Raw genomic sequence first — 11,687 nt, forward strand, 5'->3', positions numbered from 1 at the left:
CACCCCACCCGCCCACCTGTTTACAAGGAACTGCCATGAACAAGACACTGATCTCTCTCGCCCTCGCAGCCGCCAGCCTCCTGGCGGCCGGCACGTCGTTCGCCCAAACCGCCCCGCAGGGCGACCAGCTCTACAAGGCCTTCGGCGAAAAGGCCGGGCTGGTCACGCTGATGGACGACTTCATGGTGCGCCTGCTCGCTGACCCGCGCACCGGCCCGCACTTCAAGCCGGCCAACCAGCAGCGCGTCAAGGAGCAGCTGGTGGACCAGCTGTGCGCCCTGGCCGGCGGCCCCTGCGTCTACAAGGGCGCCGACATGAAAAGTTCACACGCCAACCTGGACATCAGGAAGTCTGACTTCCACGCGCTGGTCGAGGTGCTGCAGCAAAGCATGGACGCCCGGGGCATTCCCTTTCGCAGCCAGAACCAGATGCTCGCCCTGCTGGCCCCCATGCACCGCGACACCATCACCGTGCGCTGAACGACCGCACCGACACCCCAAGGACCCGCTGCCATGAAAACAACCCTGCTCACCCTCGCACTGGCCGCCCTCCCGGGCTGGGCCGCCGCCGGCAACCTGCAAGTGCTGGTCCTGGACAAGGAAGGCAAACCCGTGGCCGATGCGGTGGTGGTGGTCCTGCCGGCCAACAAGGGCGAGCCCAAGACGCCATTGCCGCTGCAGGTGACCGTCAACCAGGAAAAGATGCGCTTCATTCCGGCCGTCAGTGTGGTGGGGGTGGGGGCCAAGGCGAAATTCATCAACAACGACCCTTGGGAGCACCATGTGCGCGGCTCGGCTGCCGGGTTTGCGCAATTCAACGCCGCCGCCGGCAGCGGCTTCGAGTTGCGCCTGGACGGCAAGGCCGACGGCAAGCCCGGCAAGTCGGCCGAGGCCGTGTTCGAAAAGGCCGGCGCCGTGCTGCTGGGCTGCCACATCCACGGCTCCATGCGCGGCCATGTCTATGTCAGCGAGTCGCCGTGGACGGTCCTGACCGGTGCCGATGGCATCGCCAATGTGGAGCAGATTCCCGACGGCCCCGCGCAAGTCAAGGTCTGGCACGCCGATCAGCTGATCGACATCGCGTCGCAGCCAGCCAGCGTGAGCGCCACTCCCGCCAAAGCCACGATGCAGCTGAGCGTGGTGCCGCGCCGGCGCCGGATCTAGGGGCGGGCCGCCGCAGACCGGGGTGTTGACACAAGCTTTCATGAAACTTACATTGAAGCCTCTGCACTTTGCAGGAGGCTTTATGGCTTACCCCACGACATCCGCGCAGCAGCCCGCCCTCACCTTGCTGGAGTTGCAGCGCATCAAGCAATGGCATCTGGCGCACAAGGACACCCGTCCGCTGGAATACCAGGTGTGGGACGCCGTGTTGTCGCTGTGGCTCATGGGCTGGGTCGGCTGGCTGCCAGCCCTGGTGCTGGACGTTCCCCTGGCCTGTCCGCTGTGCCTGCTGGGCATGGCGGCACCGCAGCTGTATGTTCGCTGGCGCGCCCGCGCCCATGCCCGGGGCCGTCTCAGGTGTGACTGGCTGGAACCGGCGCACTGATTTACATTGGCAGGCATGAACCCACTGACCTGCTTCACCCTTTCGACCACCGACCACATCGCCCACCTGGTGCTGAATCGCCCCGAGGCGATGAACACCATGCAGCCGACCTTCTGGCGCGAGCTCGATGCGGTGCTGACCGAGATCCACAAGGCCGGCGATGCGAGGGTGCTGGTGATCTCCAGCACCGGCAAACATTTCAGCGCCGGCATGGCGCTGGAGACCTTCAGCGGCGCCATTGCGATGGACGACCAGAGCCCCGAAGGCCGCGCCGCCATCTTCGACATGCTGACCGACATGCAGGCCACCTTCACCAAACTCGAGACCCTGCGCATCCCGGTGATCGCCGCCATCCAGGGCGGCTGCATAGGCGGCGCGGTCGACATGGTGACGGCCTGCTGCCTGCGTTACGCAACGGCCGACGCCTTTTTCTGCATCCAGGAAATCAACATCGGCATGGTCGCCGACGTCGGCACGCTGCAGCGCCTGCCCAAGCTGGTGCCGCTGGCCGTGGTCAAGGAGCTGGCCTACACCGGGCGCCGCCTCAGCGCAGCCAGGGCGCTGGGCTACGGCCTCGTCAACGAGGTCTTCGATTCAGCCGACGCCCTGCTGGCCGGTGCGCTGTTGTGCGCGAAGGAAATTGCCAGCAAACCGCCGGTCGCCATCTGGGGCACCAAGCAGGCGATCCATTACACGCGTGACCATTCGGTGGACGACGCACTCAAGCAAATGGGCTGGCTGCAGGGCGCGATCTGGAGCAACCAGCATGTGCGCGAAGCGGTGACGGCCATGAAGGAAAAACGCGCGGGCCAGTTCGCGGGCCTGTCACCGCTCCAGAGTTTCAAGGAAATCGGGCTCTAGCCCATATTCGACGGCCGCAGGCAGCTATTATTTAGATAGCAACAAAGTTACTGTCGCGCCGTCCGGATATTCGGCGGCAGCGCCTGCGGGTAACTCGTGCGGAACGGGTTGATGTCCAGCCCGCCGCGCCGCGTGTACCGCGCGTAGACCGACAGCTTGAGCGGCCGGCAGCGCGTCCAGATGTCCATGAAAATGCGCTCCACGCACTGCTCGTGGAACTCGTTGTGGTTGCGAAAACTCACGATGTACTGCAGCAGGCCTTCCTGGTCGATCGGTGCGCCGGAATAACTGATCTGCACGCTGCCCCAGTCGGGCTGGCCGGTCACCAGGCAGTTGCTCTTGAGCAGGTTGGACACCAGGGTCTCGGTGACCGGTGGCTCTTCATGGTCGGCAAACAGCAGCTCGGGCGCCGGTGTGTAGTGCCGGCACTCCACATCGAGCCGGTCCAGGTTCAGGCCGTCGAGCTCGTGCACGGGTTCCTGGTCGAACAGCTCCGGCCCCAGCGTCTTGACACCCACGCCGGCCCCCACCGCTGCATTGAGGTCGGCGCGGATGCGCTCGCGCACCTCGCGTGCATCCGCAAAACGCGTGTTGTTGAAGCTGTTGAGGTAGAGCTTGAAGGACTTGCTTTCAACGATGTTCGGCGACTCGCAGGGCACGGTGATGTGGGCCAGCGCCACCTGCGGCTTGCCGCGCAGGTTCAGCCAGCTCAGCTCGAACACGGTCCACATGTCGGCTCCAAAAAAAGGCGGGTTCTCGCCCAGGCCCAGTTCCTCGCGCTTGACCGCGCGCGGAATGGGAAACAGCAGCGAAGCGTCGTACTGGTCGATGTAGGGCGTCGGCTTGCCCAGTTGGGATTGGTCGGGCGTGTTCATGATGCGGCCTCCGCAGCCTTGAGATGGGGAATCAACGGTTCAAGCAGGCGTTCGACCACCCCTTTGGGCAGGTCGTGGCCCATGCCCTCGATGCCGACCAGGCGGGCGCCCCGGATGCGCCGCGCGGTGTCCTCGCCGCAGGCAAACGGCACCAGCGGGTCGGCCTTGCCGTGCACCACCAGGGTCGGCACACGCAGGCCTGCCAGTTCGCTTGCGCGGCGCTGGTCGGCCACGATGGCCATCATCTGGCGCAACACCCCTGCCGGATGAAAGCTGCGCCGCGCGGCAGCCGTGATGTGTTCGCGCAGCTCGGCGTCGTCCACCGGAAACCCCGGACTGCCGATCGCCTTGAAAAGCCTGACGTAGTGGTCCGTCACCGAGGCAAGGTCCTTGCCTGCGGGGCGGCTGAGCAGCACACGCATGACGTGCGGCGCGGCCTGCGGCAGGCCACGCGCACCGCTGGAGCTCATGATGCTGGTCAGGCTCAGCACACGTTCGGGCGCTGCCAGCGCCACACGCTGGGCGATCATGCCGCCCATGCTGACGCCCACCACGTGCGCCTTCTGCACGCCCAGCGCGTCCAGCACGGCCAGCGCATCGGCCGCCATGTCGTGCAGCGCATAAGGCGCCTTGACCGCCAGGCCCAGCTTGTACCTGATGCTTGCCCACACCAGGTTGGGTTGGCCCAGGTGGTCGAACTTCTGCGACAGGCCGATGTCGCGGTTGTCCAGGCGGATCACGCGGTAACCCGCGTCGATCAGCGCCTGCACCATGACCGGCGGCCAGGCCACCAGCTGCATGCCCAGGCCCATGATCAGCAGCACCGCCGGGCGCGGCTGTGCGCCGCTGCCGGGGCCCGCATCCTCGACTTCGATGTCAATGCCGTTTGCTCTTAATTTCATAGCTGCCTACGCCCGACTGACGGGCGCTTGATGGTAATTTGACTGAAAGAACGATTTTAGGTGAACTCCCGTTCACGCAGCCATTTGGTGGCCACCCATTTTTCGCCGGCCAGGACCGGCGCACCGCCATGCAAGGTCAGCGTGGAGGCATGCGGCTGGTCGTAACTGAAAAAAACCGCATGGCCGCGCTGCGGCATCACTTCCAGCCCGATGTCGGGGAACACCGTGGCGCCGCCGGCTTCGGGCTCGCCCAGGTAAAGAATCAGCGTGCCCACCCGCTGGCCGCCGCGCGCCAGGATGGACGCCGTGCCGGGCTCGGCGGGATCGAAATAATCATGGTGCGGCTTGTACTCGGCGCCCGGCAGGTACTGCAGCACCTGCAGGCCTTCGCCGTTTTCCAGCGGCCAGTCCAGCAGCCGCGCGATACGCGCCTCGATGCGGTTGACCAGCTCGTTTTCGCCGCGCGTGAAAAACATGCCGCGGCTGGTGCGGTCGTCATTCAGTTCCTCGCCGCCGGTCTTGACCGCCACCGTCAGCGAACGCGACAGACGCGGCCTGGCGGCCTGCATCAGCGCATCACATTCCTCGTCACTGAGCAGGTTGCCGAACACCACGATGTGCGGCTGGCTCATCTGCATCAGCACATCGACCTGCCGGTCGCCGGCGTCCAGCCGCAGCGCCGCGCCGATGGCCGGCCGCGGCACTGGCACGCCGGACGGCGTCTGCAAGGTCGCGGCAAGGACTTCGCGTGCCACGTCCGCCAGCCAGCCCGCCTTGCGCAGGGCCTTCAGGATGGTGGGCGCCGTGTGGCCCAGAGCGGCCTGGGCACGCACCCAGGCCTGCACCTCGGGCGTCACATGCTGGGGCTGGACCTCGTAGTCGCGCATGCTGGGCGCAGGACTCAGCCGGCCTGCTGGCGGCGAAACACCAGCCGGTCGGGCCCGGACACGGCCGGCGCAAAACGGTAACCTTCGGCGTCGAAGCCTTCGAGCTTCTTGACGGTGGCGAGCTTCCTGTCGATCGCGTAGCGCACCATCAGGCCACGCGCGCGTTTGGCATGGAAGCTGATGATCTTGTACTTGCCGCCCTTGAATTCCTCGAAGACGCAGTTGACCACGCGCGGCTTGAGGGCGCGGCGGTCCACCGCCTTGAAATACTCCTCGCTGGCCAGGTTGACGATGACCGGCGAGGTGTCGGCGGCCGCACGCGCATTGAGGTAGTCGGCGATCTGCTGGCCCCAGAACTGGTAGAGGTTGCTGCCCCGCGCCGTGGCCAGCCGCGTGCCCATCTCCAGCCGGTAGGGCTGCATCAGGTCCAGCGGGCGCAGCACGCCGTACAGGCCGCTGAGGATGCACAGGTGCGCCTGCGCCCAGTCGAGGTCCGCGGCCGGGAGGCTTTTGGCGTCCAGCCCCTCGTAGACGTCGCCGTTGAAGGCCAGCACCGCCTGCTTGGCATTCTTGACGCTGGACTTCGGCGACCAGGCCTGGTAACGCGCCACATTGAGGCCGGCCAGCGTGTCCGACAGCGACATCAGTTCACTGACCTGCGCCGGGGTTTTCTCCCTGAGCACCTTGATCAGCTCGGTGGACTGGCGGACGAACAGCGGCGGCGTGTGCGTGGCGACCTGCGGCGGCGTGGCGAAATCCAGCGATTTCGCCGGCGAGAGTAAAAACAGCATGGTCCCTGGGGGTGAAGTAAAGCCAGTCCCGACTTTACGACAGCCAGCCGCGTCCGGGCGCCGCGGCGCCCCAAAAGCCCGGCTCAGCGCAGGTCGCTGGCCAGCGACGCCAGCGTTTCGGCAGGAATCGTCACATGCGCCGGGTAGTTGGTGTGGTCGCAACCCAGCTTGACGCCGGCGCCGGCCTTGACCGCGGCGCACATGGCCGGGCTGAGCTCAAAACGCACAAAATGCACGGCCGAGGTTTTTTCGTCGTTTTCCCTGGCCATGTCCTCGTCGGCAATCGCGTACACCCGCGGGTGGCCTTCGACTTCGACAAACAGGCGGTCTTCCACGCCGATCAGCCGGGCCAGCTCGCGCTTGCGCTCGTTGACGTCGGGGTACTCCAGCATCACGGTGGCCTTCCAGTTGCTGCCGTCGGGCATCAGGGGCGCATAGGCCTCGATCTCCTGCTCAATGCCTTCTTCCTCGAAGATTTTCTCGATGCGCAGCATTTCCTGAATCTGGTAACGGATGCTGGTCTCGCTTTCGAACTGCACATTGATGTGTTCGCCCAGCCGCACGCTGCGCAAGCGGCGGTGCGCCATGACGGCGGCCTTGTTGGCCTTGCGGTACTTGCTGTAGGCCTCCAGCGTCATGAGGCTGTCGCGGGTGATTTTTCCGGTGACTTGCATAAGGGCTCCTTGCTGGCTACTTGAGTCCGTAGGCCGTGCGGACCAGGGTCAGCGGGTGTTTTTGCGGCGGTGCGCCGAGCTGGTTGACGTCAAAACCCTGCGCAATGTGGTGGCCGCCCAGCGGGCAGTCGCTGCTGATCACGTCGGGCAGGCCGCCGTCCTTGTGGCTGGCCATGGCCTTGAACAACGGCTTGCCGATTTTCATGGCCTGCTGGTGGTACGGCACCTTCACGCCGAAGGTGCCGGCGTGGCCCGAACAGCGCTCATGCGTGTGCACGCTGGTGCCCGGCACCATCTTGAGCATTTCCTCGGTTTTCTTGCCGATGTTCTGCACCCGGCCATGGCAGGGGATCTGGTAGCTGATCTTGCCCAGCGGCACCGGAAACTCGGTCTTGAGCAGGCCGTCGCGCTTGCGTGCCATCAGGTACTCGAACGGGTCCCACATGTGTTCCTTGACCAGCTGCACGTCGGCGTCGTCCGGGTACATCAGCGGGATTTCCTGCTTGAACATCAGGGTGCAGCTCGGCACGGCGCTCAGGATGGCAAAGCCGTCCTTCGCGTAATTGGCCAGCACCGGGATGTTGGCTTCCTTGCTTTCGTTGACCGAATCGAGGTCGCCGAGCTCCAGCTTGGGCATGCCGCAGCATTTTTCCTTTTCCACCAGCACGTAGGGCACTTCGTTGTGGTCCAGCACCTTGAGCAGGTCGTGGCCGATGCCGGGCTCGTTGTAGTTGATGTAGCAGGTTGAAAAAATCACCACCTTGCCCGGCGTCTTGGCGCCGTCTTTCACCGGATACGGCGGCGACTCGGGCGCGCCGGAACGGAATTTTTTCGTCGCCAGCTCGGGCAGCCAGGCGTTTTTATCGACGCCCAGCACTTTTTCCATCACTGCGCGCGCCGGCCTGGTTTTATTGACCGCGTTGGCCACCTGCACCACGATGGGAATGCCGGCAAACTGGCCGTGCACATCGGTGGACGCCAGGAATTTTTCACCCATGCCCACGCCGCCCTTCTTGAACTTGATCGCCTTGGCGCGCAGCATGGTGTGCGGAAAATCCACGTTCCATTCGTGCGGCGGGACATAGGGGCACTTGGTCATGTAGCAGAGGTCGCACAGGTAGCACTGGTCGACCACTTTCATGTAGTCATTCCTGTCCACCCCATCGACCTCGCCGGTCTTGCTCCCGTCGACCAGGTCAAACAGCGTGGGGAAGGCCCCGCACAAACTCACACAGCGGCGGCAGCCATGGCAGATGTCGAAGATGCGCTCCATCTCGTGGAAGGTCGCGGCCTCGTTGTAATAGTCCGGGTTTTTCCAGTCGATCGGGTGACGCGTGGGTGCCTGCAGATTGCCTTCTGTAGCCATGATGTTGTCTCTTTATCGGGGCCTCTGTAAATCCGATTGCCGGGCGCATGGCTGCGTTGCGCGGTGCTCGGAATCCTCACGTACCTGAGTACGTTCCGGTGTCCTGCGCTCCGTGCGCCTTGCCCTGCATCCCGGTAATCGAATTTCCAGAACCCCCTTTGGTGGGTGGTTTACGAAAGAGTTCGGGCAAGAACTCTTCCCTAAGCCGCTACGCCTCGACGGCGTAGCGAGGTGCCGATCAATCAACGAGTTCGGCGAGTGCTTTTGTGTAGCGGTTCGCGTGCGAACGCTCGGCCTTGGCCAGCGTCTCGAACCAGTCCGCCACCTCGTCGTGACCTTCGTCACGTGCGGTCTTGGCCATGCCGGGGTACATGTCGGTGTACTCGTGGGTCTCGCCGGCCACGGCCGAGGCGAGGTTCTCGCGCGTGCCGCCGAAAGGCATGCCGGTGGCCGGGTCGCCGCACTGTTCGAGCCATTCGAGGTGACCGTGCGCGTGGCCGGTTTCGCCTTCCGCGGTGGAGCGGAACAGCGCTGCGACGTCAGGCTGGCCTTCAACGTCAGCCTTGTTTGCGAAATAAAGATAACGGCGGTTGGCCTGCGATTCACCGGCAAATGCGGCTTTCAGGTTTTCTTCCGTTCTGGAGCCTTTGAGAGCAGCCATGGAAATCTCCTTCGTGGTTGGTAAAAATGGTCCTTGCCTTGAACGCCATCGTCAAGGACGGAAACACGATAGCCCCATTGAGGTGCGGCGTCTAATTGCCCGGATCAATTTGTAAAAAAGGAAAAAGCTATGGGCCCACTGCAATTGGTAACTATTCTCAACAACTTCGCAGCACCACGGACAGATCTGCACTTGGCAGGCCAAAATAGTTACGTTATAGTAAACGCATTATGAATAGGTGAATTTGAAACCTTGCTTACCCGAGGTCCATCAACACCCGCACCACCCAATCCGGAGATCGCCATGGCTGCCCAGATGACCGCCCCCTCCCTGCGCCCCGCCACCTCGCCGCTGCCGCCGCCTGCCGCGGTGCAGCAGCTGCACCACTACGCCTACCGCGCCAAAGACGCTGAAGAAACCCGGCATTTTTACGAGGACATCCTCGGCCTGCCGCTGTACCACATCATCCAGAGCGACTACGTTCCGAGCACCGGCGAGTACTGCCCCTACACCCACTTCTTCTTCCGCCTGCAGGACGGCTCCTTCATCGCATTTTTCGACCTGGGCAATGACGAGGCGGCCCTGCCCTCACCCAACACGCCGCTGTGGGTCAACCACATCTCGTTTCGCGTCGACACCGTGGCCGACCTGGAGGCGATGAAAGCGCGCCTCGAAGCCGATGGCATCGAAGTGCTGGGCGTGACCGACCACCACATCTTCAAGAGCATTTATTTCTTCGACCCCAACGGCGTGCGCCTGGAGCTGACGGCGCAGCTGGCCGACGAGTTCCAGATGCTGGAGGAAAGCAAGACCGCCCACGCCCGCCTGGCGGAATGGACGGCACGCAAGCAGCAGTGGCGCAAGGACAAGGCCGCCGGCCAGGCGGCCGAAGCCCTCAAGCCGCAGCAAAACGACAGGCCGGAGTTCAGTGGCAAAACCGCCGCCTGAGGCTCTCCGTTTACTATTATTCTGATAGCTGCCTGCGCCCTCCCGACAAGGGCCAGGCCCGAAAAATACTGATAACAAATCAATGCCGGGAGCGCGACACGCCATGCTGGAGACACCACCTGCCTACGCCGGGACGGCGTTCACCAACGGTTATGAATTCACCCAGGGCACGGGTTACACCCTGCCTGAATACCCTTTCGTGGCCCCACCCGAACTCGGCGCGAAGCAGCTCAAGCGCCATCCCATCGTCATCGTCGGCGGCGGCATCACCGGCCTGAGCCTGGCCTGTGCATTGGCACGTTACGGCGTCGAGGCCGTGTTGCTGGACGAAGACAACACCGTGGGCGTCAAGGGCGCGTCTTCGCGCGGCATCTGCTACACGCAGAAATCACTGGAGGTCTTCCACCGCCTCGGCATCTACGAGCGTATTGCCGCCAAGGGCGTGCAGTGGAGCGTGGGCCGCACCTTCGCAGGCAACGACGAGGTCTATTCCTTCGACCTGCGCCAGCAGAGCAACTTCAACCTCTCGACCCAGCCACCTTTCATCAACATCCAGCAGTTTTACATCGAGGGTTACCTGGTCGAACGCATCTACGAACTCGGCCATGTGGACCTGCGCTGGAAGTCGCGTGTCACCGCCTTCACGCAGAACGCCGAGTTCGCCACGCTGACGGTGGAAACGCCGGCCGGCAGCTACCAGATCGAGGCCGACCACGTGATCGATGCTTCCGGTTCCCACACGCCCTTCCACGACTGGATCGGCGCCACCATGCAGAACAAACGCGGCGATGACCGCTGGTGCATCGCCGACGTGCGCTTTTCCAAACATCCGCCGGTCGAGCGCCACACCTGGATCGAGGCACCGTTCAACGACAACCGCGCGGTCTGGCAGCACCTGATGGCCGACGATGTCTGGCGCATCGACTACCAGATGGCACCCAATGCCGATCCCGACGCCGTGAGCCGCGAAGACGTGGTGCGCGAGCGCCTGCAGCGCCAGTTCGGCAAAGACGTCGAGGTCGAGATCGTCTGGGTGGGCCCCTACGCCTACCGCAGCCGCTGCCTGGACAAGCTGCGCGTGGGCCGCGTGTTTTTCATGGGCGACACCGCCAAAATAGTCAGCCCCTTCGGCGCACGCGGCGGCAACACCGGCGTGGCCGATGCCGACAACCTGGCCTGGAAGCTGGCCGCCGTGCTGCGCGGCCGTGCCAGCCCGGCCTTGCTGGACAGCTACAACGCGGAGCGGCTCGAAGCCGCCCAGCAGAACGTGCAGGTGACCAACCGCACCGCACGCTTCCTGCGGCCGGCCGACGGCATGGAGCGCTGCTTTCGCACGGCTGCCATCAGCCTGGCCCGGCAGTACCCGTTTGCGCGCGCCCTGGTCAACACCGGCCGCATGGCGGTGGCCAATACCTACACACGTTCGCCCATCTGCGAAAGCACCGGCGGGCAGTCGGTGCAGAACGTCGCCTTCCGCTGGGCCAACGGTTCACCAGGTGTCGTCAACGACCTGCTGCAGTGGGCCGACGGCGACCTGCTGGTGCTGGTGTTCGGCGAACTGCCGGCTGCCGGGCTGCAGCGCCTGCGGCAGCTCGCCCAGCACGCCCCGGTGCGCAGCGTGCAGGTGCTGGGTCCGGACGAGCGCGCCCAGGCACGCGAGCAGGTGCGCGACACCAACGCCCGGGGCACCGGCCATTTGCAGGGCGCCTGCCATGTGTTCGGCCACGCCTGGGCCCTGCTGCGGCCCGACGGCTACCTGGCCGCCACCGGTGAGGCGGTGGATGGCCACTTGATCGCCGCTGTCGAAAAAACCCTCGGCCTGCGCTGAATCCGGAAAGACCTCCCATGAAAACCGAAGTCGCCATCAAGACCGCCCCCAACTTCCAGGACGCGGACGCGTTTTACGAATGCCTGCTCGACGCCCACCAGGGCCTGAGCCGCGAGCAGTCCGAGCTGCTCAATGCCCGGTTGATCCTGATCCTGGCCAACCAACTGGGTGACACACCGCTGCTGCAGGCCTGCATTGCCGCGGCCAGGCAAGCCGAGCCCGCCTGACCGGTTTGGGGCGACCGGCGGGCCAGTCGAATAAAATCGGAGCAGTTCCTCCAACCCAAGGCGGCATCCCGGTGATGCCGTTTTTCATTGCCCCATGACCGCCTCTGCCACCCCCACGC

The 11,687-nt window shown here is 64.4% G+C and carries 14 protein-coding genes; 7 read left to right on the plus strand and 7 right to left on the minus strand.

All coding sequences use genetic code 11. The features are described from left to right. Positions 1-35 precede the first annotated feature (35 nt). The 4 genes from B7G53_RS21825 to B7G53_RS21840 all read left to right on the plus strand — a co-directional run bounded on the left by B7G53_RS21825 (position 36) and on the right by B7G53_RS21840 (position 2,409). Positions 36-479, plus strand: a complete 444-nt coding sequence (locus B7G53_RS21825) for a group I truncated hemoglobin (protein WP_096671679.1) — start codon at positions 36-38, stop codon at positions 477-479. A 33-nt stretch (positions 480-512) separates the two neighbouring features. After that, positions 513-1,163, plus strand: coding sequence for a cupredoxin domain-containing protein (locus tag B7G53_RS21830; protein WP_096671681.1), 651 nt, complete (start codon positions 513-515; stop codon positions 1,161-1,163). An 82-nt stretch (positions 1,164-1,245) separates the two neighbouring features. After that, positions 1,246-1,548 (plus strand): hypothetical protein, encoded by a 303-nt coding sequence (locus B7G53_RS21835; RefSeq protein ID WP_096671683.1) that lies wholly within the window; start codon positions 1,246-1,248, stop codon positions 1,546-1,548. Positions 1,549-1,563: 15 nt separating this feature from the next. Continuing rightward, on the plus strand, positions 1,564-2,409 hold the full coding sequence (locus B7G53_RS21840; RefSeq protein ID WP_096671685.1) for an enoyl-CoA hydratase-related protein: 846 nt from the start codon (positions 1,564-1,566) through the stop codon (positions 2,407-2,409). Positions 2,410-2,456: 47 nt separating this feature from the next. Here B7G53_RS21840 and queF read toward each other — a convergent pair whose 3' ends face one another. The 7 genes from queF to B7G53_RS21875 all read right to left on the minus strand — a co-directional run bounded on the left by queF (position 2,457) and on the right by B7G53_RS21875 (position 8,565). Beyond that, entirely contained in the window at positions 2,457-3,284 is an 828-nt protein-coding gene (gene queF / locus B7G53_RS21845; RefSeq protein ID WP_096671687.1) for an NADPH-dependent 7-cyano-7-deazaguanine reductase QueF, read from the minus strand. Beyond that, entirely contained in the window at positions 3,281-4,186 is a 906-nt protein-coding gene (locus B7G53_RS21850) for an alpha/beta fold hydrolase (protein WP_096671689.1), read from the minus strand. Before B7G53_RS21850 ends, queF begins: the two co-directional genes overlap by 4 nt. A 56-nt stretch (positions 4,187-4,242) precedes the next feature. Beyond that, positions 4,243-5,073: a 2OG-Fe(II) oxygenase gene (locus tag B7G53_RS21855; RefSeq protein ID WP_096671691.1), complete on the minus strand. Its 831-nt coding sequence runs from the start codon at positions 5,071-5,073 to the stop codon at positions 4,243-4,245. Positions 5,074-5,087: 14 nt separating this feature from the next. Continuing rightward, positions 5,088-5,864: a peroxide stress protein YaaA gene (gene yaaA / locus B7G53_RS21860; RefSeq protein ID WP_096671693.1), complete on the minus strand. Its 777-nt coding sequence runs from the start codon at positions 5,862-5,864 to the stop codon at positions 5,088-5,090. 83 nt (positions 5,865-5,947) lie between these two features. Further along, complete coding sequence (locus tag B7G53_RS21865) at positions 5,948-6,538, minus strand: DUF3501 family protein (protein WP_096671695.1); 591 nt, start codon at positions 6,536-6,538, stop codon at positions 5,948-5,950. 16 nt (positions 6,539-6,554) lie between these two features. Then, on the minus strand, positions 6,555-7,904 hold the full coding sequence (locus B7G53_RS21870; protein ID WP_096671697.1) for a (Fe-S)-binding protein: 1,350 nt from the start codon (positions 7,902-7,904) through the stop codon (positions 6,555-6,557). Positions 7,905-8,142: 238 nt separating this feature from the next. Beyond that, positions 8,143-8,565 (minus strand): rubrerythrin family protein, encoded by a 423-nt coding sequence (locus B7G53_RS21875; protein WP_096671699.1) that lies wholly within the window; start codon positions 8,563-8,565, stop codon positions 8,143-8,145. Positions 8,566-8,868: 303 nt separating this feature from the next. Here B7G53_RS21875 and B7G53_RS21880 point away from each other — a divergent pair, with 303 nt between their 5' ends. The 3 genes from B7G53_RS21880 (at position 8,869) to B7G53_RS21890 (ending at position 11,568) form a co-directional block, all read left to right on the plus strand. Next, entirely contained in the window at positions 8,869-9,513 is a 645-nt protein-coding gene (locus B7G53_RS21880) for a VOC family protein (RefSeq protein WP_255250129.1), read from the plus strand. 103 nt (positions 9,514-9,616) lie between these two features. Continuing rightward, complete coding sequence (locus B7G53_RS21885; RefSeq protein WP_096671701.1) at positions 9,617-11,341, plus strand: FAD-dependent oxidoreductase; 1,725 nt, start codon at positions 9,617-9,619, stop codon at positions 11,339-11,341. Between the two features lie 17 nt (positions 11,342-11,358). After that, the gene (locus B7G53_RS21890; RefSeq protein WP_096671703.1) at positions 11,359-11,568 is read left to right on the plus strand and encodes a DUF2783 domain-containing protein; all 210 of its coding nucleotides are present in this window, start codon (positions 11,359-11,361) and stop codon (positions 11,566-11,568) included. Positions 11,569-11,687: the final 119 nt, after the last annotated feature.

This window comes from Polaromonas sp. AET17H-212, from assembly GCF_002379085.1.
In the GTDB taxonomy this organism is placed as follows: Bacteria; Pseudomonadota; Gammaproteobacteria; order Burkholderiales; family Burkholderiaceae_C; genus Polaromonas.